Genomic DNA, 21,709 nt, shown 5'->3' on the forward strand with positions numbered 1-21,709 from the left:
TTGATAAGCGTTTTCATTTAGAATTAGCGCAATTCCTTTGGAGACTAATATATGTACGTTTGTCTTTGCCATGCGATCACCGATACGCAAATTAAAAATGCCGTAAGCCAGGGCGATAGCTCGCTTGCTGACGTGAAAAAGCGCTTAGGTGTTGCCGATCAATGTGGCAAGTGTGCAAGAATGGCGGTGCAGATCATCCAGAATCAATTAGAGCGTGAGCCTAATTATTACGAAGTCGCGTAAATTGAATCGCGAATAGGGTGGTAAGGGGAACTCGCTAACGAACACACTTCCGACAAGCTAAAACCACGCTGATTCAAGCAAACTCAATCCAGCTAAAGCAAACTCAATCCAAAAAGTCCCGCGACAACAAAGCTTTCTATCCGTCACTTCGTCTTAAATAGTTTTGCCAGTTTAGAGCGTCACTTCGTCTTAAATAATCTTGCCAGTTTAGACTTTAGATATGATGTTTTAATGACAAGCCCCCACTGAACTCCAAGCTCGAAAGCCGCGAATAATTCAATGGGGTTGCAGATCCACTTTCGAGCCAATTCTACTTACGTTTCAATCCTACTTACGTTTCAACAAATAGGCGGCTTCATTAAGCCAAGGCACGGCTTTTTTAATAAAGCGGGGATTGTCGGCCAACACATCTTGGGAGGCTAATACTTCAATGTCAAAGTCATCACTCAGATGCTGCTCAACCCAGGTTGGGGATACGGCGAAAGGTGGACCACTTAAGGCTTCCTGCGGATAATCTAAGGTCACTAATAAACCGACACTGCCGCTAGATAACAAGCTCGCGAGCTGCTTGGCATATTGGGCACGCATGCTCTCTGGCCATGCGATCAACGCGGCGCGATCATAAAATGCTGTCACTTCTTGAGTGATAGCCTTAGGTAAAGTGAAAATATCACCTTGATACAAACCGATCTGCTCAGTGTGATAATGCTGATGTTCACCCACGGTCGTTTGCGTCATCTCGAGTTGGTTATCGCTGAAAAATTGCTGCACCGCCAATTCATTCAACTCACAACCTATGACCTGATGCCCTTGTTCGGCCAAGAAACACATGTCTAGCGACTTGCCGCATAAGGGCACAAAAACCTGCGTATCTGCGGGTAATCCAAGCTTCTGCCAATACTTAACGAGGAAAGGATTGATGTCTTGCTGATGAAAACCTATTTGCTGCTGGTGCCACTTTTCATGCCAAAAACCGGGTTCCATGGGTTTATCTCTATTCGCTAAAGTTGTCCTTACTCTAATGACATTTTAAAGCGGATGCAAAGCTCCCTGCCATTCGACAAACTCAGCAATGTAAAGACTCACTTACTGATCTAACGTGGCTTGCACTTTACGCAGCCAAACACAGTTATCACACTGACATTGACGGCGTGATAAATGGTGCGGGCTTAACGATGAGTCAACAAAATCCACGGCGATCAACAACTGCTGTTTTAACTCGGCAATCGATTTTTCGTTCACGGCCACCAGCTCGTCGTTCTGGTTCATCCAGATACATTCCATGCCCTGATGACAAGTTAAACATTGCTCGTCGCTATCATTAAAAAATACCGCATGTGGGCAATGGGTCACTTCCATTGACTGCAAAATTCGCTTACGCGGATATTCCAATAGCTCGATCAACAAGGCTTTATATTGGGTGGGCATATGCCCTCCTTAGCTGCACTTTGTCTGTAGGTTAATTAACAAAAACTGATTCCATCTCATGTCCCAAAGATTACCTATAGTCGCGAGGATTTAACTTGATGTAAGTCAAAGTCAGTGACGAAATGATCGGTTAGGTAAACCGCGCCTGACGCTGATCACTAATGCCGCTCTGAATCCTAAAATAAAGCCAGCCGCGATTTGATTATCGCCCCCGCTTACTGGTTAAATGGACAAAACAAGGAGCACAATTTGCAAACACCTCAGCTGCAGCATTTTTATATTTCTGAAGAGCAATCCATTTACTTGCTCAAAGCCAATGATGCCCGTAAACACAAGGCGTGGATCCGCCTCTGTAAACAGCAGCTGAGCAAGTTAGGTTATACCGATATCGAATTGGTCGGCAAAGGCGCCTACGGTTTCGTGTTTGCGGGTATCAATCAAGCGGGCGATGCCCATGTGTTTAAGTTCTCGCGGATTAATCTGCCGCAACATATTCAAGATAGGCTCGAAGAAGAAGCCTTTATGCTGTCCTTACTCAAGCATCCCAATGTGCCGGGCGCGATCAAATTTGAGCGAGTCGGCAAGCAAGGCATACTCGTGATGGAGCGGGCAAAAGGCGAAGATCTCGACCAACTTTGCCGCCGTATGGGCGCCCTGCCCACAGCTATGGTCATGAGCATCGCCCGCCAACTCGCCGATATCTTGTATTACCTGCGCACGGGCAAGCCCTTAGTGCACGGCGATATCAAACCTTCTAATCTGGTTTACGACATTGAACAGCAACACTTATCGTTGATCGATTGGGGATCGGCGGTGTTTGCCCAGCGAGATGAATATAACAAGCCGGTCGAAGACAATGTGATGGCGTTAATGTCGAGCGATCAACAACATACCAACGCCCGCATGGGCGATGTGTACTTTATCGGCGAAGAGCAACTCAATGGGGCACTCTCCAGCCCGCGCTTTGACGAACAAGGCGTTGCTGCAACTCTGTATGCTCTTGCCTCAGGCCAAGCAAGCCGCTTCGGCGCACAAGTTATCTCGCCCACCAGCATTGGCTTACCAATGGAATTAGCCCGTACCTTAGAGGGCATGCTCAGCACAGATCCTAAGCAGCGCAACATTGCCGGCGATTACTTTTTGAAAAGTATGCGCCACAGCCACAGACTGCATTTACCAGAACTGCCCAAAGCTGAGTTACAGGGTGAAATTCCTGTGTGGGTGCAATCCCGCGACAAAGATGTTGAAACCGTCAGCTACAGCTCGCGTAAATCCTTTTTAAAGGAACATAACGCCCAAGATCCTATCGCTAAGATGGATGATATTCAGCTCGAAAAATATTACCGCAACTTCCTCGCAGGCATGGGCGATACCGAAAAAGGTTTTATCGCAGCCGTGGGTCGGTTAGCGCAATATCCGATCGTGGGCGGTCTCGCGATCCACTGGCAAGAAACCGGCGTGTTTATCGACTCCAATCTTGCGATTTACGATGCAAAGCAAAAAAGTGCCTTGATCATTGCGGTCAACAATATGGTGGATCTGGCGCGGGGAATTAAACGTATCGGGGTATTTAAGGCCTGCTTCTTTAACGCCAAAGACACGCTGCATATCGAGCGCACAGATATAAGCGAGCCGTTTGTCGCCAGCGCCGATCTGCAATTACCCTTTGAAGTCGGTGATGTGCCCACCTTAGAAGACAAGTCACGATTACACTCTTACTTTGAAGACGGTAAAGATCCCGACGAAAACCTCGAATTGCCGGTGGAGATCATGGAAGAATTAGCCCGCATCAACCAAATTCACCACACAGGCTGCATCATTTTTGAGGCGCTGCCGAATCACTTAAAGATCCACAGTTACTTGAAGCTGCTCAATCCACGTAAGCAAGCGGCGTTTCGCGCCAGTCTCGATCGCATCTTGCATCATGTCGGCAAAATCCAAGGCCACGGCGTGTCGGGCTTTATGAAACTGCCCTACAAAAACACCCGCCGCTTTACCCATCTAGAGCGTAAAGCCGATCACTTCTATCCGAAAAATCCAAAAGAAATAGGCGCCTAATAGCGCCTATGTTCATCAGATTAAATAGGCGATCCCGGCGGTAAGGTCAACGGCTTAGGGATCAGCTTAACCTTAGCATCGGTTAAGCCCGCAGCCAGACCCTGTTGCAACCAAGTATAATGGGCTGCAAGACTTGCATTCGCTCGATTCGACTTCGCTTTCAATTGCTTAATCACAAACTGAGCGCGGTCGTTGATCGCAGCCCTCACCTCTGGTGAGGTTTGAGGATTGTGCAGCGTTGCCAGCACTTCATCAATCACCACAGCGTTCACTCGCATCCACACGCCTTCGACCAGCCCAAGCTTGTCCTCTTGATACAAGGTCGCCGCGAACAACTTATCGAGTAATGTCGTCACCGATAACTGCTCGCTATCTGCCATGGATGCTTGGCTGACACGGTTCAAACGTTTAGGCATCAATAGCAAGCTCACGGTATGACGGCTAAATACTTCAGCCATGCCGAGAGGATCGTTAGTTGCGCCTAAACCTGAGTCGAAGGATTCCCGCGTGGAATGATAATTCCCCGCCTTTGGCACTAAACTGTCGAGCAAGGATTGCGGCACAGTTAAACTCGCCGCATCTAAAGTTTTAAGCAGTGCGTCTAAACCCGTTAACTGCAATTGCGGCGCAATATAGCTCCAGCGGCTGCCTTCACCTATGGATTGATAGTTATAGTCAGTGCCGCCAATAAACTTAGCAACCGCATCGATTTGATAACGCGTCAGCAAATAAATTGGCGCAAAGGCATCGGCTAGCTCGCCCAGTGGTTCATTGGGTAACAAAGCCGCACTAGAGAAACCCGCAATCGCCTTAGTGCGAATTTTGTCGAGCTTACCTAGTTGCTCGATCGGATCGTCACCACTATCCCACAAACTGGCATAGGCCTGACTCGCATCCTTTTGGCGAGAATCGGCCTCACCGATATAACGTAAGCCACGTTTCGCCACATCGGCCAGTAAGTCGACTTGCAGTGCTTGTTGGGTGCGAGCATCGCCTTGTTCGCTATAGCCATAGGCGATAGCAAAATCATCCCAAGGGCCAACACCTGTAGTGTAAGGCGCTGAAATATCAATATCATTGCCCTTTAGCTGGATTTTCGGATGGGGATAATCCATCACAGAGGCATCCTGATTGGTCGAAGCGGCAAAGTTATGATCAAGCCCTAAGGTATGGCCAACTTCATGGGCGGCCAGTTGGCGAATACGCGCCAGCGACAAGGCTGTCGCCGCTTTCTCGGCCGCCACTCTATCCTGCCAGCCAGCGGTTAAGCCTTTGGCAATCAAGTAATCCTGCCGCACACGCAAGCTGCCGAGCGTGACTTGACCCTTAATGATTTCACCAGTGCGTGGATCGGTCAGTGCAGCGCCATAGGACCAACCCCGCGTCGCCCTGTGCACCCATTGGATCATGTTGTAGCGAATATCCTGCGGATCGGCATCTACCGGCAATAAATCAACTTTAAAGCCGTTAATAAATCCGGCCCGAGTAAAAGCCGTCTCCCACCAACGGGCACCATCGAGCAAGGCAGACCGTATCGGCTCTGGCACTCCAGGATCAAGATAATAAGTAATAGGTTTAACGACTTCGCTTGGCGCTGGGCCAGGATGCACTTTCTGTAAACGGTGGCGCAGGATAAAACGCTGAGCTAACGGTTGGTCAAAGGGCGTCGCATAGTCTTGATACTCATCTGACAAATAACCGCTCATCGGATGATAAGCCCGCGGCTGATAATCGGTATCGGGCAGCTCAACAAAGGAATAACGCATCCGCACCGACATTAAGGTGCCATCGGGGGTTACCTGTGCGACCTGCGCGCCAGCAACATCGCCTTTAAAGGTGAGTTGCACATCGACATCGGCGTTTTTCTCAAAGGATTTAATCCCTTTGGGCAAAATGACAGAACGGCTCAAATCGAGCCGATAATTGCCCTGCTCTGTTTGTTGCAAAACGGAAGCCACACCGTGTAAATCATTGAGGACCAGATCGTTGACTGCCACCAGATCTGGCTTGCCCTCAATCACTTTTCCTTGCCATAACACAGAATCGGCAAAGGCTTCTGCAACCGCTCTTTGCTCGGCGGCGTCAGTGGTATTAGCACGATATTGGGTATTGAGTTGCTTGAGTAAAATATAGGGGCCTTGGCGTTCAAACTGCACCATGCGGGTCTGACCCAGTTGGCCGCGATCGAGACCAATATCGTTCGAACCTACACCCTGCGGCAAACTAGTGACCAAGAGAAAAGGCTGATTTAAGCGATTAACTTCAAGGTATAACTCTCCCTGAGACTCCTCGTAATAGAGATTAAGAAACCCTTTCGCCTCTTGGCTTTGCTTAATGATCTTGGCGCTAGGCGCTGCTGCGACGGTAACGGTGGGAAATCCTAACAGCACTATGGATAAGGCTAAGGCTAAACTTTGGGGTTTCATCTTTCCTCCTGATACGGCTGGCTGCGTTATTTACCTTATAAATCGTTTAAGTCATTGGCATCTTTGATGACTGCTTATCTCAAGCAATTGATTTAAAGTAAATAATGCGAGGCCATCACTGGCCCCGAGCAAATAAATTAACGATTCTGATGCTGATTCTTATGTTTGATCCAGTGATTTAATGTTTCAAATAATTCGTTGAGCACTATGGGTTTAGTGATGTGGGCATTCATCCCCGCCGCTAAACTCTTTTCCCTATCGCCCGACATGGCATGAGCCGTCATGGCAATAATAGGCAGTTCATCGGCACTAAAACGCTCACGCAGTGCCCTTGCAGCCGTTAACCCGTCCATCACTGGCATTTGAATATCCATTAACACGGCATCAAACGGCCGCGAGTCGATAGTATCCAGCGCCACTTGACCATTGTCGGCCAGCACCACTTCGTAGCCAGCGCTCTTAAGGAGTTCGGTGGCCACTTGCTGGTTAATAAAGTTATCCTCCACCAGCAGCACTAAACCTGTGTGCTCTCCTTCCTCAACTTGAACTTCAACCATAGGCTGAACCACATTCAATCTCGGTTCATCGGCAAAGGCGGCAATGATCTCATCGAACAGACTCGATGCCTTAAACGGTTTTTGCAGTACGGCAAACACATTGGCACTATCGACTTCATGCTGCAAGGGCTCTGCCGCATAGGCCGTCATCATGATAATCACAGGGCGTTTAGCTAAGCGGCCTTCGGCGACCATAGTATCTATGGCGCTGACCACATCGCTACCGTCCATTTCTGGCATCATCCAGTCGAGCAATAACAGATCGATTGGTGCCCGCGACAGTTTGTAAAGCGCTTCGGCGCCACTGGCGGCAGTATCGACGTCGAAGTGGAAATCTCGCATCAAGGTCGAATAAATTTGCAGTGCCGTCGGGTTATCGTCAACGACTAAGGTGCGTAGACTATTGAGTTTTTCCGGCACGACCAAAGGCTCAATCTTAGCGGCTTCGGCAATCTCAAAACTGATGGTAAAGCTAAAGGTACTGCCGACCCCAAGCTCACTCTGCACTTGCATCTTACCGCCCATCATAGACACCAGATGCTTACTGATCGATAAACCTAAGCCAGTGCCGCCGTATTTACGGGTGGTCGAACCGTCGGCTTGGGCGAAGGCATCAAACAACTTATCCTGTTGATCTTTACCTATGCCGATACCAGTATCGCGCACCCAGAACTTCAAGGTAATCCGATGATCACGCTCGCCGACATCTTCACAGCCAAGCTCAATTTCGCCAGATTGGGTAAATTTCACCGCATTCGATAACAGGTTAATCAGCACTTGGCCTAAACGCAGTGGATCGCCCTTAAGAATGAGTCCCGCCGTCACTGGGGCATACAAGAGTAACTCAACGCCCTGTTCCTGTGCCTTGAGCGCATTGAGGTCGAGGGCATGATCGAGCACTTTATCCAGCGGGAATGGCACCCGCTCAAGCTCCAACTTACCCGCCTCAATTTTAGAGAAGTCGAGAATATCGTTGATGATCCTCAGCAGCGATTGCGCCGAGAAACCGGCTTTTTCGAGGTAATCTTTCTGCTGTGCCGTTAACGAGGTACGCTGCGCCAACTGCAACATACCGATAATGGCATTCATCGGCGTGCGGATCTCATGGCTCATGTTGGCCAAGAATTCACTCTTGTAGAGGTTAGCTAATTCGGCGTCTTGCTTGGCTTCCAAAAGCGCCACTTCGTTACTCTTATGGCGGGTAATATCCTTATGGGTACCGAGCATACGCTTAGGCTGGCCTTCGGCGGTGAACTCCACCACACGGCCACGGGATAATACCCAGTGATAGCCACCATTTTTACCCAACATACGGAATTCGATTTCGTAAGCGCCGACAGGGTCCGCGAGATACTGAGCACGGTATTCCTCGACGCGAATCCGATCATCGGGATGGGATAATTCATCAATCGTCGACACAAGAGCTGGGAACTCATTGGTTTTATAACCCAGCATAGAATAATACGCAGGGTTACAAATGATCTGTTCAGAGTCTAAATACCAGTCCCACAGGCCATCTTCCACCGCATCCATGGCTAAGTGATAACGCTCTTCGGACAGGCGCAATTGTTCAGCGGATTCGTATTCGCGCGTCACATCACGCCACACGGCAATCAGACCCTGCAATTCGCCGCGGCGATTATAGAAAGGCAGTTTAAGGGTATCGAGCAGCACAGGTTTACCCGCAAGCTCGACCTTTTCTTGGTAGCGCAGCGGCGTGCGATCTTTTAGGACTTGTTCGTCTTCTGCGCGGATACGAATGCCCATTTCTGGCGAGGTCAGATCCTCAGATGACAAACCTATCATCTCGCTCTCGGTGTAACCCAGCATGCGCTCAGCCGCCTTGTTACAGCCTAAATAGTTGCCTTCTTTATCTTTAAAGACAATGGCTTCGGGGATCGAATCAAGCAGGGATCGTAGCAGCGCATATTCGCGTTCACGCCGCTCTGTGGTGTCTTTTAAGCGTTCAGTACGCCGCGCAACTAGCTTATCGAGCCGCTTATTCTGCTCCGCTAAATGGTGGGTATATTGTTTGTTTTCCTCAAAAATCCGACTCACCAGCAAGAACCAAGGTTCCCAGCCGCGGGTGATTTTCTCCGGTGGCTTACGCGGTTCTTGCGAGCAACCCTCAAGGTGCGACAGTAGTCGCGAGGCAGGGCTCACAAAAGATCGACGCGTCTGCCAATGCACTATGGTCACCAACACAGACAGGGCGATAACCACTAAAATAAAGGTCAGCTGCAGTTTTTCCCACGAGTCTTGGAATAAGTCGTCTTCATCCTGTAAATACAGTAAACGCCAAGGCGCGTTATGCAGGGCAACCGAATGGATGTAATAGCCGTTGCGTATGATGCCATCGTGGGCATCAAACAATTCCGACTCAGGTAAAGAATGCAGCTCAGAGGGAATACGTTGGCTGATGTGATAGACCCGATTGATATCTGAGCTATCAAAATCGCTGTGGGATAAAATATTGTTCTGTTGGTCGAGTAAAATCACTGTGCCCGGCATCTTAAAGTAGACCCGAATTTGCCGTGCTAACGAGGCAAGCGTCATGTCTAAGTTAATTGAGCCAATAAACTCATCGTCCAAATAAACGGGTACACCTAAGGTGGTTAACAAGCCTTTGCCCGTGGAGTCGACATAGGCTTCACTCCAAAACACACTGCGCTGCGGGTTCATTGCCGGGGTGGCGTATTGAAACTGTTTCTTGTTGAGTAATTCGTCCCTAAAACGTTGATCGTCATTCGACCAAGGGAAGTAGGACATGATCCTACGTTTTGACAGGTAATAAATTGCCGAGGCTTTCGGCGCGGCTTCTTTGGCGACGGGGAATGACAGCGACAGCTCAAACAACATCTCAAGCTCTTGATAGAACTTGTCGCTGCGGCCATCGAGGGAACCTGCGCCTGTGATCCTACCCATGTTGGTAAAAGGCTCACCGCTCTGGGCATAGCTTGGTTCTAAGGTAAAATACTGGCCGCTTTCGTTGAATTTACCGTATTGGGGTAAGCGTTCTTTACGCACGAGTTCGCCTAATCGCAAATGATCCACGGCGACGTTGCGTAAGCTTTTTACCGCTCTAATGCTCGACTCGAGTAGCAAATCGATTTGCAAAACATGGCGCTGAACCTGTTCTTCACGCTGTTCCATCTGCTGCGCTTTTTGGCGGTCGAAAAACATCCATGCGGTCAACAAAGACATGACGATAACGCCAATGTACGTATAAAAAACGGCACGGTTGTAGTTCTTCTGGATCGGCGATTTTAGTTGCAGATCCGGCTCACTCGATTTCATCCACTACCCTTGATTGCAGCGCTTGATTTCAGCCAACGGCGGCAAAAGCTATGAGCTCCATATAGTAGCAGGAAGGAACTGCCAATCACATAAAATAATTGCTGGAAAAAGGCTACTCATACCACTGATAAGTCGATTAAAAATCTACTACTCCCTAAAACTAAGGCCTCAATATCTGAGGCCTTGGTCATTACTCTAAATTAAACCGACACTCTTTAGAGATGCTCTTCGGCGTATTCCGCTAAGCGTGAACGCACCACGCCATTGAGATACACGTTGGCGCTGCCTTCAAAGTCTTTAAAACGTTCAACAATGTAGGTTAAACCTGAGGTTACTGCGGTTAAGTAGTTAGAGTCGATTTGCGCTAAGTTACCGCAACAGATCAGTTTTGTGCCCTCGCCCATTCGGGTGATCATGGTTTTGATCTGCGAGGCGGTGAGGTTTTGACATTCATCCAGTAGCACGATGGAGTTTTGGATTGAACGCCCGCGCATAAAGTTGATCGACTTAAACTGAATGTTAGCCTTCTCCATGATGTAGTTCATGCTGCCCGTGGGATTAACATCATTCTTGTGCAGCACTTCGAGCGTGTCAGTAATGGCGGCCAGCCACGGCATCATCTTCTCCTCTTCGGTGCCGGGCAAGAAGCCGATAGATTCGGCGATTTCTGGGGTGTTACGGGTGACGATCACTTTGTCGTAGCGATTACGTTCGACCACCAGTTCCAACGCCGCGGCCATGGCGAGCAAGGTTTTACCGCACCCCGCGGGGCCAGTTAAGATCACCAGATCGATATCGGGATCGAGCAATGCTTGCAGCGCCATGCCTTGATAGACGTTTTTAGGTTTAACGCCCCACGCTTCGAGGTTTTTCACTCGCTCACGGCCAAGATCTAAAATGTGCAGATGGGTGTCTGTGCGCTCGGTAACGCGACCGCAAAAATCAGACTCAGTGTCGATAAGGTATTGGTTGATGTAAAACTTATCATTTTCAAGATCTTTGAGCGGCACTTCATGCACTGTGTGTCTACCGTGGCGCTCGGTGGAGACCTTGTTCAAGTGCTCCCAAAAATTACCTTCGAACTGGTAAAAACCTTTGCTGAGAAAGCGAATGTCATCGATCAACTGGTCAGTTCGATAATCTTCAACCAATTGAATGCCTGCGCCTTTGGCCTTGAGACGCATATTGATATCTTTGGTGACTAAGACAACAGTACGGGGATGATGCAGGTTTTGCAGATGTAGGGCGGTGTTGATAATGCGATTGTCGTTTCCATCTCCCGGCAGTGCGCCTAAGGTAAAATCAACAAGGTGGTCGGGGAAGATTGAGAGCGAACCGACCGCATCGGCATGACCCTCTCGGCTGGGCAAAGGGACACCATTGATAATCTGTTCTGGGGTAGTTTCACCGCCTAGGGTATCTTCCAATGCCCTAATGGCAACTCTAGCATCGCGACTCACGTCACTCTTTCGATCTTTAATCTGGTCCAACTCTTCTAGCACTGTCATCGGAATGACCACATCGTGCTCTTTAAACGAATAGATCGCCAAAGGTTCATGTAGTAACACATTGGTATCCAGTACAAACAACTTTCTGTCGTCTTGTTCCATGGCGCCTCCAGAGTGCTTCATAAAAGTTTAAACACACTTTTGAGTCTCAATAAAAGTTAACCAACTCCTATTACTGGCAAAGCATATGGCAAAGAATGATCATAAGGTTCAAGTTGATAGCACTTACTCACACTTAAACCTTAAATTGATATTGGCACCAAACTCACGAGATAACAATACAGCAACCATTGTTTACCATACAGACTCGAGGCAGTGTATAACCGCGGATGTGACATTAGCGTGACAATTTCATGTGTTGGCACGACAATTTTGTCGCTTGTACAATTTGTAATCTAGCACTCTGGGAATTAGGCTCTAACGGGTGAGAGGGCGATTTAAATATCACGAGTATTGGTATAACATACGCGCCCTTTGTTAGAGTCCGCCTAGAAATGAGAATTTAAGATGCCGTTCGCCTTAGGTCAACGTTGGATAAGTGATACCGAGTCAGAGCTTGGTTTAGGAACTGTGGTTCAAGTAGAAGGCCGTATGGTCACTGTATTATTCCCTGCCACGGGTGAGAACCGCATGTTCTCCCGAGCAGAAGCCCCTCTGACACGCGTTATATACAATCCCGGCGATTCGGTTGAAAGCCATGAAGGCTGGAGCCTTGCGGTCAGTGAATTGACCGAGAAAGACGGGATAGTGATCTATCACGGCATTCACAGTGAGACAGGCGAGCAAGCTACACTGCGTGAAACCCTGCTGAACCACAATATTCGTTTCAATAAACCCCAAGACCGTTTATTCGCCGGCCAAATCGATCGCCTCGACCGTTTTGGTGTGCGTTATCAGTGCCAAATGTTGCGCCACAAACTGGCCTCATCGGATTTACTTGGTCTGCAAGGTCCACGCGTTGGACTTATTCCGCATCAAATGTGGATTGCCCATGAAGTGGGTCGTCGCTATGCACCGCGTGTACTGCTAGCCGATGAAGTGGGTTTAGGTAAAACCATTGAAGCGGGTCTGATTATTCACCAACAACTGCTTACTGGCCGCGCCGAACGCATTCTGATTATCGTGCCCGATACTCTGCGCCATCAGTGGTTAGTGGAAATGCTGCGCCGCTTTAATCTGCGCTTTTCGGTATTCGATGAAGACCGTTGTGTAGAAGCCTATGCCGATCACGACAATCCTTTCTATACAGAGCAGTTAGTGATTTGCTCACTCGAATTACTGCGTAAGAAAAAACGTCTCGATCAAGCCCTAGATGCCGATTGGGATCTGTTAGTGGTTGACGAAGCGCACCACTTAGAATGGACCGAAGAAGCGCCAAGCCGCGCCTATCAAGTGGTTGAAGCATTAAGCGAAGTGATCCCAGGCGTTTTACTATTAACCGCAACGCCGGATCAACTTGGCCATGAAAGTCACTTCGCCCGTTTGCGTCTGCTCGATCCGGATCGTTTCTACGATTACGATGCCTTCCTAGCCGAAGAAGACAGCTATAAAGACGTCGCCATTGCCGCCGAAGCACTGGCTGGCAACGCTAAATTACCCGACGCCGCCATCAACAGCTTGACCGAATTACTGGGCGAGAAAGACATCAGCCCAAGTATTCGTTTAATCCAAGCAGACGGTATTGATGCCGAAGTACAGCAAGCTGCTCGCAGCGAATTACTGCAAGAATTACTCGACCGTCACGGTACTGGCCGCGTCTTGTACCGCAACAGTCGCGCCTCGGTAAAAGGCTTCCCTAAGCGTTTCTTTAACGCTTATCCACACGCCATGCCAGATCAATATCAAACTGCCGCACGCGTCAGCGGCATGATGGGCGGACACAAGTCATTAGAGGCGAAAGCGGCGCAAGCCCTTAGCCCTGAAAAACTGTATCAAGAATTTGAAGATAACAGCGCCAGTTGGTGGAAGTTCGATCCCCGTGTAGATTGGTTAATTGAGTTCTTAAAATCACACCGCAGCAAAAAAGTGCTGATCATCGCCAGCCAAGCGGAAACCGCCCTGAGCTTAGAAGAAGCCCTGCGCACCCGCGAAGGGATTCAAGCGACGGTATTCCACGAAGGCATGTCGATTATCGAGCGCGATAAAGCCGGCGCTTACTTTGCCCAAGAGGAAGGCGGCGCACAGGCACTGATCTGTTCTGAAATTGGTTCTGAAGGCCGTAACTTCCAGTTTGCCAGTCACTTAGTCCTGTTCGATCTGCCGCTAAACCCAGATCTATTGGAACAGCGCATCGGTCGTTTAGACCGTATCGGCCAGAAAAATGATATCCAAATTCACTTACCGTACCTTGAAGACACCGCCCAAGAACGTTTGATGCAGTGGTATCACCAAGGGCTGAATGCCTTCGAACTGACTTGTCCGAGTGGCCACGTGCTTTACAGTGAGTTTGCCGAAGATCTGTTAAACGTGCTTGTGGTTGATGACAGCGACGAGCTGACAAACCTGCTCAATCACACCCAGAGCCGTTATAAAGAACTCAAGCTCGCCATGGAGCAAGGCCGCGACAAGCTGCTGGAAATCAACTCACACGGGGGCGAGAAGGCAATGGCTATCGTCCAGCGCCTCGCACAGAATGATGGTGATACCCATTTGATCGGTTCAGTGATCCGTCTGTGGGATATTATCGGTGTCGATCAAGAAGATAAGGGTGAAAACTCGATCATTCTGCGTCCAAGCGAACACATGATGTTCCCAACCTACCCTGGCTTGCCAGAAGATGGCGTGACTGTGACCTTCGACCGTGACACAGCGTTATCACGCGATGATATTGCGCTGATCACCCAAGAGCATCCGCTGGTGCAAACGGGGCTAGATCTGATCACAGGTTCAGAAACTGGCACCACCAGCGTTGCCATTCTGAAGAATAAAGCCCTGCCAGCAGGCACCTTATTCTTAGAACTCATCTACATGGCCGATGCTTCTGCACCTAAGTCGAGCCAGTTGTATCGTTATTTACCACCAACACCCATTCGCGTGTTGCTGGATAAAAATGGTAACGATCTGTCGGCTAAAGTGGATTACGCCAGTTTCGATAAGCAATTGAGCGCGGTGAATCGCCACATTGGCGGCAAGTTAGTCACCGCATCTCAGCCAATTCTGCATCCGTTATTTGCTAAGGGTGAGGAATATGCTCAAGTGGTTGTCGATGAAATGGTCGCCCAAGCCAGAGATAAAATGACTCAGCAACTGAGCGCAGAGCTGAGTCGTTTAGAGTCACTTAAGGCGGTAAACCCCAATATCCGTGAGGAAGAATTGGAGTACCTGCGCAATCAGATGCAAGAGTTAAACACTTATCTGGATGCCAGCCAGTTACAACTCGATGCGATCCGTATGGTGATCGTCAGCCACGTATAGGCCCGAGCTAAACCACAGGTTTCCATCAATTAGCCCAGCCAAAGCGCTGGGCTTTTTTATGCCCTGTGGCTTTCGATTCAAAGTGGTTTGCTATAATAAGCGGCTTTCGATGTTCAGCAGCGTCTTCCCAATTAACGTGATTATCCCAAATGATGAGGCGCCACTCTTTGGCGAGGAAAGTTCACTTTTTGGTAATTGTTCAGGTTATACTCAAGCACTGATGAATTTATGAGACTACACAGGTGGTTATCAATTCTATGGCACGCATTATTTCGCTTCTCTTTTGCCTCCTACTTGGTTTCATAGCCATCTCTACCCGCGCGGCAGACCCAGCAACAGCTACGCCAACGCCAGCCGAAGTCAGTGCTAAAAAATTAAATAACCGCTATTTACCTGAGAATGAAGTCAAACAAATCACCATAGACAATCAGCCCTACGATTTGTTAGTACGGCCATGGGAAGGGAAAAAGAAACTCGGTGCGGCAATCATTCTGCCCGCCACCAACGGCACGGCAGATGCGCCGGGATTGATGGCGTTTGTGCGCCGTAATATTAATCCTGCCGGTTGGGCCAGCTTAAGTTTAACTCCGCCAACTGAGCTGCCTGCGGCCAATTTTGCCACCGCCGCCACCGAAGTCACCTCACCCGGCGCCGCGCAGTTAAGCTCACCGTCAAATAAACCTAGCCCTAAAATCAAGCCCGAAGATAACAGCAAACATCTGCAAGAGCAGGAAGACTTTCTGGTCCAAAGCATGTCGCAATTAGATGCGGTCGGCGCAGATTATGCGGGCAAACGCATTTTGATCACCGCCGACCAAAGCGCAGGATTATTGATAAGCCTATTGAGCCAAAAGAAGATTGCCGATCCCGATGTGCTGATCGTCATCAATCCCTATCGCGAGGATGAAAAGCTCAACCAAGCACTCGCGGAGCAATTAGCGAAACTCACGCTGCCGATTTTAGATATCCAATCGCCGGACGGTCATCCCGCCTCATTAGAAACGGCCGCGAATCGTAAGATTTTAGCCGTGACCTTAAAAAGTCCTAACTACCGCCAAACCAGCTTAGCGCTCAATTTAGATAACGAGAGCGCATGGCAGAATTGCTTAAATGCGATTAAAGGCTTTGCCGCCCGCATGAGCGGCGCGCAGTAAACGCCACGATTCCAACTAATTCGAGCCAAATAGCACTACCAACCCGACTGGCGATCTTGATAAGGTTTTTGTGGATCTTTGAGCTGGCGCGTCGCCGCTATCTTGCAATTTTTGCCTAACAACAAGCGAATCTGACTAATCGACTCACGGCAAAGTAGACTCCGCACCGAAGCCGTCCAACTACGGTTAATACTGAGTTTGATGGCCGCAGCCGCATCCGGCGAGGTTTGCATCAGTTGCTGCGCTAATTGTTGCGCCGCTTCCATCGGCGTCTCGCTCACTTGGGTCACGAGTCCTAAGGCCAGCGCTTCATGACTCTCAAGCACTTTTGCCGTCAGGCTCAGCAGCATAGCTTGATCCTTAGGCATGATTTGCCTTAACGCGACCAACCCCGCCATATCAGGCACGAGTCCCCATTTCGCCTCCATGATCGATAACTTACAGTCATGGCTAGCGATGCGCACATCTGCGCCCAAGGCGATTTGCATACCGCCGCCGTAGCAACAGCCCTCAAGCACGGCAATCACAGGTACAGGCAAGCTTTGCCAACCTAATGACACCCGCTGTGCCAAGTTAGCATTCCCAGGTAAGCCCTTAAACAGTAACTTAACCGCCTGCATGGGTGCCGACATCACGCTTTTGACATCGAGCCCTGAGCTAAAATGGCCACCCGCCCCCGAGAGGATCACGGCTCGTACCCCACGATTAGATTTGATCTTTTTAATCGCACGGTCGAGATCACTAAACATCAAATAGTTAATCGCATTCATTTTTTCAGGACGATTAAGCAACACATAGGCGATGCCATCATCGATTTTGACTTGTACACTTTGGCCACTCATGAAATATTCCGTTACTGGTCAGTCCAGAATAAATGTTAACACGTTTGGAATAATTCACTAAAAGATATAACATAAGCCTGTTTTTTGACTTGAGTCAAAATATTGCCAATTCAAACATGGACTGAAGGCAACTTATGTTAGGCTGTCGCCAATACGTGCGGTAATCCTAATGTATCTTTCGATGAGATAGACTTATCGAACTCGGCAATGAAGTTACCTCGCCGCCAACATCGACGCTTATATAACACTGTACTTGCCGCTAAGGATAACGCCGCAAACAGATGGACTCAGTCGTCCTTTTTATTCGTTACATCCTTGTTATTTGCTAAAAATTAGCCAGCTCGATTTAAAATTTTGCATCATGTGATTCAATAATGAGCCAAATTTTAATGTCAGCGAAAAAAATAAATTAATCAATAATATCTATAAGTTACATCTAGAAGATATAAATCAGACTTGCCCGAAGAATGCAATTCGTCAGTCGGACCTGAAAAATAAGTGTTATCTTCAATTAATGGGCAAATAAGGATCACTAGTCAGCATGTCAATATCTGTACTCATCTGTGACGATTCCGCCATGGCACGTAAGCAAATGGCCCGCACGCTCCCAAAAGAGTGGGATGTGGAAATTACTTATGCGACCAATGGTGCCGAAGGCCTTGATGCTATCCGCGCTGGAAAGGGCGAAGTGGTGTTTCTCGATCTCAACATGCCAGTGATGGACGGTTATGAAGTACTGCAAACCGTGCAGCAGCAGGATCTCCCCGCGCTGATCATTGTGGTCTCTGGCGACATTCAAATCAAAGCTCACGAGCGAGTCAAAGCCTTAGGCGCATTAGATTTTATTCAAAAACCCGTCAGTGCCGATGCCATCAGTAACATTTTGCAAGATTACGGCATCTTAACCCTGACGCAGAAAGATATCGCCGACGAAGTCCCGATGATCAAAGTCGACATGCGTGACGCTTGCCAAGAAATAGCCAACGTCGCTATGGGCCGCGCCGCCGATCTGTTAGCTAAGTTACTCGATGTATTCGTGTTACTGCCCATCCCAAATGTGAACGTGCTTGAGGTGAGTGAGTTAACCATGGCACTCAAAGCCACGGAAGAAAGCTCGACCGTATCGGCACTTTGCCAAGGTTTTATTGGGGCGGGGATTGCGGGTGAAGCCCTGCTCTTGTTCCATGACTCCAGCTTTAAGGACATGGCCAAGCTGATGGGATTAGCCAATCCTGAAGATAAAAATACTGAGATAGAAGTCCTGATCGATACCGGAAACGTGTTAATCGGCGCCTTCCTTAACGGCATTTCTGAACAGCTCGACATGAAATTTAGTCAGGCTCACCCTGTCGTGCTAGGACGGCACTGCACGGTTAACGATCTGATCCATGATAATTCAGAGAAATGGCAGCGAACTTTGGCTATGGAGATCAACTATCGGATTGAAGATCATAATATTCAATGCGATTTGTTACTGCTCTTCACCGAGGATTCTATCCCCACGCTTAGTTTTAAACTCGGCTATTTACTCGATTAACCAGTTGGATTTTATCCTATGTCAAACGACCAAAGCGCAATGAACGAACTACACTGGCTCATCGATATGGTGCAAACCATAGAGGTGGGATTAGTGGTATTAGATCGCCATTACAATATCCAGCTGTGGAACGGTTTTATGGAGAATCACAGCGGTGTTTCCCCTAATTCGATCAAAGGTCAAAACCTGTTTACCCGCTTCCCCGATCTGCCCGCCACTTGGTTAAAGCAGAAAATGGAATCGGTTTTCATGCTTAAAAACCGTGCCTTTATCAGCTGGGAACAAAGGCCATACGTTTTCCAATTTAAAAACTACCGCCCGATCACAGGCCGTGCAGACTACATGTACCAAAACGTGACCTTGTTGCCACTGGCATCGCTTACAGGGCAAGTGACCCATATCAGCGTGATTATTTATGATGTGACTGATATTGCCATCAACAAGTTACAACTTAAAGCCGCGAACGAGCAACTCGAGCGCCTAAGCCAAACCGATGGTTTGACTCAGTTGCATAACCGTCGTCATTGGCAAGAATGTTTAGACCATGAGTACGACATGTATGCCCGCTACTCAGGCATGGCAAGTTTAGTGATGATAGATATCGATAACTTTAAACATATCAACGACAGCTATGGTCATCTGGCGGGTGATAAAGTGATCCAGCATATCGCCCACTTACTCAGCCAATCCCTGCGTGAGACCGATTGTGCCGGACGTTATGGCGGTGAAGAATTTGCGGTTGTATTGCCCAAAACCAGCGGCGCAGATGCGATGAATTTTACCGAGCGGCTCAGGGAAAAAATCGCCGCATCCGTCATAGTGTATGAAAGCTTGAAGATCTCTGTGACTGTGAGTTTAGGTGTATGCGAAATTGGTTCCCACATCACCAGCAGCTCAAGCTGGATTTCTTGCTCCGATAAAGCGCTGTACGAAGCCAAGCAAAAAGGCCGTAATTGCAGCGTTCTGCATACCAGTACATCTGCGAAAAAAATCAGCCAAACTTAAAATATCTACCTAATAAAAATGCCCATCTATGATGGGCATTTTTATTTAAAGCGGATATAGATTAGATATTCACGCGCGAATTAATGAGGGAAACCATCATCTTCTTCGTCGTCTTCATCTTCTTCGTCATCCATTTCATCACCGACAAAATAGGTGCCCCAACCGTCATATTCCACTTTCTGTTTTACCGCTAATTGCAGCAGTTGTTCTGCGGCTTTATCCAGTAATTCAACATCTAGCTTGTGGTGCGCGACAGCATCGAAACAGAAAATAATTGAACCATCTTCCAATTCCATTTCTTCAGCGTCGTTTACCTCAAAACCTAATTTAAAGGCATCTACTGCGGCTTTTTCGAGACGATCGAAATTGGTCGATGAAAAGTGATGCTCAATAACATATTCCGCATCAGGCTCTGAGCCATCGTCAAGCAGGGCTTGCACTATGTCACGATTCTCTGCAAGTTGGGCTTTTAACTGACTTTCAATAGACATGGATTTGTCTCCGTTAAGGTAAATCTGGCTCAAATTGGCATTATACGTCATCACTCGCGAGAGTTTTACCCATAAGTGCTGCCGCCTCTTGATTTATCTCAGCAAATCTCGCCGACATGCTGGCATGAATTTGCGCAGAGAAGTTTTTCACATCGGCTTTATCTAAGCCTGCTGTCGGCACAGGTGCCATCATATCGATAATGACTACACCGTTATTCCAGCGATTGAGCTTAATGTGGCTTTGGCACGAGGCCAATACCGGCACAACAGGCACTCCCGCCGCAATCGCCGTATGGAAAGCGCCCGCTTTAAAAGGTAACAAACCGCGACCACGTGAACGTGTACCTTCAGGGAAAATCCACACAGACAAATTCTTCTGTTTAATTTTTTCCACGGTTTTCGCCATAGTATCAAAGGCACTATGACGGTTTTTGCGGTCGATCAGAATATTCCCTGACAACCAATAGATTTGACCAAATAATGGCATCCACGCCAAACTCTTCTTACCCAAACTCACAGTCCCTTTAGGTACCGCAGTCGTGTGAGTGAAAAGATCGAAGTTATTCTGATGATTTGCGAGGAAAATATAGGGGCCATCCTGCACATCTTTATGTCGACGTACAATCACTTTGATCCCAAGGATCGGAGCTACCGATGAGAAGATCTTGGCGAACATATGTACATTGTCGCGGTGCCGAGGTCTTAATAAACACACTAAGCCACCAAAAATAAAGGCAAGCAACAATGACACCGCCAACAGCATTGATCTGACGATTAAAAGCACGATTTACTCCGACTATAAAAGTGGCGACAGTATATCCACCATGGCTTTGGGACTCAATATATTGTTTACATCTGTAAGCTGACTTGCTAACAAGCAAGCAAAAAAGCCCATCGATATACTGAAAATCCAGTGTATCTATGGGCTTTTATATCAATATTTATCTAAGCGTGGTGCTTTGGCAGGATTTCAGATCCCGTTGCCTGAGGCGCAACTTTAGCTAACACAAAACGGATGACTAAGGCGCTCACGGCCAAAGTCGCGACTATCGCCGCACCGCTGGGTAGATCTAACGTCGCCGACAGGACTAATCCTAGAACATAACCCAACAAACCGACGAGGTAAGCGTAAAATAACCGACCTTTACCGCGGTACTTGTTAAGTGCTAAAGCGGGCAATATCAAGGTACTGAACACCAGATAAACGCCCACTAATTCAACCGACAAGGTAATGACCAGCGCAAATAGCAGATAGAACCCTGCACCATCCAAAATCTGGGGACGCAGGAATATCGCCAATAACACCAGTGAATACACTACTGCCGGCAAAATCAGTTGTGACCAACTCACCCACAGGATCTGACCTGACATCAATTGCTTTAACAGCTCGGCGCCGTGTGGGTCGTTCGCCAGCAGCAACATAGCCGCTACCGCAGACAACACATAAAAGCAGCCGATCATTGCCTCCAACTCACCCGCCATTCGCTTAGATAACCAAGCGATAAACCCTGCGCCCGCGAGGGCAAACAGCGCTGGCATCCACACATTAGCAAACGGCATGTCTTCTAATCTGTGGTCCATGTGAGCGACAATCGCGCCTAAGGCGGCAACTTGCGCTATCGCTAAATCGATAAAGATGATGCCACGCTTAAGTACTTGTCTTCCAAGTACAATATGCGTCGACAACACTAAGATCCCCGCTGCCAATGCAGGCAACAGAATCGACATCAGTTCAAGATCAAACATAGG

Annotated in this window: 15 protein-coding genes; 6 read left to right on the forward strand and 9 right to left on the reverse strand. The window is 48.3% G+C overall.

Annotated features, from left to right (window positions below):
- Positions 1-51: 51 nt before the first annotated feature.
- Complete coding sequence (locus tag Q4Q49_RS12490) at positions 52-243, forward strand: bacterioferritin-associated ferredoxin (RefSeq protein WP_006080031.1); 192 nt, start codon at positions 52-54, stop codon at positions 241-243.
- 327 nt (positions 244-570) lie between these two features.
- Here the strand turns inward: Q4Q49_RS12490 and Q4Q49_RS12495 are convergent, their stop codons facing one another.
- Entirely contained in the window at positions 571-1,227 is a 657-nt protein-coding gene (locus Q4Q49_RS12495; RefSeq protein ID WP_259561603.1) for a thiopurine S-methyltransferase, read from the reverse strand.
- Positions 1,228-1,329: 102 nt separating this feature from the next.
- Complete coding sequence (locus Q4Q49_RS12500; RefSeq protein ID WP_006080029.1) at positions 1,330-1,671, reverse strand: hypothetical protein; 342 nt, start codon at positions 1,669-1,671, stop codon at positions 1,330-1,332.
- Between the two features lie 249 nt (positions 1,672-1,920).
- Between Q4Q49_RS12500 and Q4Q49_RS12505 the strand changes: the two genes are divergently transcribed.
- Positions 1,921-3,729 carry a protein kinase domain-containing protein gene (locus Q4Q49_RS12505; RefSeq protein WP_011845712.1) on the forward strand — a complete coding sequence of 603 codons (1,809 nt, stop codon included), beginning with the start codon at positions 1,921-1,923 and terminating at the stop codon, positions 3,727-3,729.
- 20 nt (positions 3,730-3,749) lie between these two features.
- Here the strand turns inward: Q4Q49_RS12505 and Q4Q49_RS12510 are convergent, their stop codons facing one another.
- The 3 genes from Q4Q49_RS12510 to Q4Q49_RS12520 form a co-directional block, all read right to left on the reverse strand.
- The gene (locus Q4Q49_RS12510) at positions 3,750-6,155 is read right to left on the reverse strand and encodes a zinc-dependent metalloprotease (RefSeq protein WP_311999485.1); all 2,406 of its coding nucleotides are present in this window, start codon (positions 6,153-6,155) and stop codon (positions 3,750-3,752) included.
- Between the two features lie 137 nt (positions 6,156-6,292).
- On the reverse strand, positions 6,293-10,009 hold the full coding sequence (locus Q4Q49_RS12515) for a response regulator (RefSeq protein WP_311999486.1): 3,717 nt from the start codon (positions 10,007-10,009) through the stop codon (positions 6,293-6,295).
- 215 nt (positions 10,010-10,224) lie between these two features.
- Positions 10,225-11,619 carry a PhoH family protein gene (locus Q4Q49_RS12520; RefSeq protein ID WP_259582640.1) on the reverse strand — a complete coding sequence of 465 codons (1,395 nt, stop codon included), beginning with the start codon at positions 11,617-11,619 and terminating at the stop codon, positions 10,225-10,227.
- A 405-nt stretch (positions 11,620-12,024) separates the two neighbouring features.
- On the opposite strand from Q4Q49_RS12520, the gene rapA reads away from it, so the two are divergent.
- Both rapA and Q4Q49_RS12530 read left to right on the forward strand, forming a co-directional pair.
- Positions 12,025-14,931 (forward strand): RNA polymerase-associated protein RapA, encoded by a 2,907-nt coding sequence (gene rapA / locus Q4Q49_RS12525; RefSeq protein WP_311999487.1) that lies wholly within the window; start codon positions 12,025-12,027, stop codon positions 14,929-14,931.
- A gap of 257 nt (positions 14,932-15,188) precedes the next feature.
- A complete protein-coding gene (locus Q4Q49_RS12530) occupies positions 15,189-16,085 on the forward strand; it encodes a DUF3530 family protein (protein ID WP_311988671.1) in 897 nt (298 codons plus the stop codon).
- Positions 16,086-16,120: 35 nt separating this feature from the next.
- On the opposite strand, the gene Q4Q49_RS12535 is transcribed toward Q4Q49_RS12530, so the two are convergent.
- Positions 16,121-16,927: a crotonase/enoyl-CoA hydratase family protein gene (locus Q4Q49_RS12535; protein ID WP_311988670.1), complete on the reverse strand. Its 807-nt coding sequence runs from the start codon at positions 16,925-16,927 to the stop codon at positions 16,121-16,123.
- A 541-nt stretch (positions 16,928-17,468) separates the two neighbouring features.
- Between Q4Q49_RS12535 and Q4Q49_RS12540 the strand changes: the two genes are divergently transcribed.
- Both Q4Q49_RS12540 and Q4Q49_RS12545 read left to right on the forward strand, forming a co-directional pair.
- Positions 17,469-18,464, forward strand: a complete 996-nt coding sequence (locus tag Q4Q49_RS12540) for a response regulator (RefSeq protein WP_012090271.1) — start codon at positions 17,469-17,471, stop codon at positions 18,462-18,464.
- An 18-nt stretch (positions 18,465-18,482) separates the two neighbouring features.
- Positions 18,483-19,469, forward strand: a complete 987-nt coding sequence (locus tag Q4Q49_RS12545) for a sensor domain-containing diguanylate cyclase (RefSeq protein WP_012090272.1) — start codon at positions 18,483-18,485, stop codon at positions 19,467-19,469.
- Between the two features lie 80 nt (positions 19,470-19,549).
- Here the strand turns inward: Q4Q49_RS12545 and rraB are convergent, their stop codons facing one another.
- The 3 genes from rraB to Q4Q49_RS12560 form a co-directional block, all read right to left on the reverse strand.
- On the reverse strand, positions 19,550-19,960 hold the full coding sequence (gene rraB / locus Q4Q49_RS12550) for a ribonuclease E inhibitor RraB (RefSeq protein ID WP_012090273.1): 411 nt from the start codon (positions 19,958-19,960) through the stop codon (positions 19,550-19,552).
- 40 nt (positions 19,961-20,000) lie between these two features.
- Positions 20,001-20,744 carry a 1-acylglycerol-3-phosphate O-acyltransferase gene (locus Q4Q49_RS12555; protein ID WP_012090274.1) on the reverse strand — a complete coding sequence of 248 codons (744 nt, stop codon included), beginning with the start codon at positions 20,742-20,744 and terminating at the stop codon, positions 20,001-20,003.
- A 161-nt stretch (positions 20,745-20,905) separates the two neighbouring features.
- Positions 20,906-21,706: a metal ABC transporter permease gene (locus tag Q4Q49_RS12560; protein ID WP_226058265.1), complete on the reverse strand. Its 801-nt coding sequence runs from the start codon at positions 21,704-21,706 to the stop codon at positions 20,906-20,908.
- Positions 21,707-21,709: the final 3 nt, after the last annotated feature.

Origin of the sequence: Shewanella sp. SP1S1-7 (assembly GCF_031932105.1) — a bacterium.
GTDB lineage: Bacteria > Pseudomonadota > Gammaproteobacteria > Enterobacterales > Shewanellaceae > Shewanella > Shewanella baltica.

Coding starts and splice junctions, on each gene's coding strand:
- Q4Q49_RS12490 (WP_006080031.1), top strand. CDS start 52: ATGTACGTTTGTCTTTGCCATGCGATCACCGATACGCAAATTAAAAAT.
- Q4Q49_RS12495 (WP_259561603.1), bottom strand. CDS start 1,227: ATGGAACCCGGTTTTTGGCATGAAAAGTGGCACCAGCAGCAAATAGGT.
- Q4Q49_RS12500 (WP_006080029.1), bottom strand. CDS start 1,671: ATGCCCACCCAATATAAAGCCTTGTTGATCGAGCTATTGGAATATCCG.
- Q4Q49_RS12510 (WP_311999485.1), bottom strand. CDS start 6,155: ATGAAACCCCAAAGTTTAGCCTTAGCCTTATCCATAGTGCTGTTAGGA.
- Q4Q49_RS12515 (WP_311999486.1), bottom strand. CDS start 10,009: ATGAAATCGAGTGAGCCGGATCTGCAACTAAAATCGCCGATCCAGAAG.
- Q4Q49_RS12520 (WP_259582640.1), bottom strand. CDS start 11,619: ATGGAACAAGACGACAGAAAGTTGTTTGTACTGGATACCAATGTGTTA.
- rapA (WP_311999487.1), top strand. CDS start 12,025: ATGCCGTTCGCCTTAGGTCAACGTTGGATAAGTGATACCGAGTCAGAG.
- Q4Q49_RS12530 (WP_311988671.1), top strand. CDS start 15,189: ATGGCACGCATTATTTCGCTTCTCTTTTGCCTCCTACTTGGTTTCATA.
- Q4Q49_RS12535 (WP_311988670.1), bottom strand. CDS start 16,927: ATGAGTGGCCAAAGTGTACAAGTCAAAATCGATGATGGCATCGCCTAT.
- Q4Q49_RS12540 (WP_012090271.1), top strand. CDS start 17,469: ATGTCAATATCTGTACTCATCTGTGACGATTCCGCCATGGCACGTAAG.
- Q4Q49_RS12545 (WP_012090272.1), top strand. CDS start 18,483: ATGTCAAACGACCAAAGCGCAATGAACGAACTACACTGGCTCATCGAT.
- rraB (WP_012090273.1), bottom strand. CDS start 19,960: ATGTCTATTGAAAGTCAGTTAAAAGCCCAACTTGCAGAGAATCGTGAC.
- Q4Q49_RS12560 (WP_226058265.1), bottom strand. CDS start 21,706: ATGTTTGATCTTGAACTGATGTCGATTCTGTTGCCTGCATTGGCAGCG.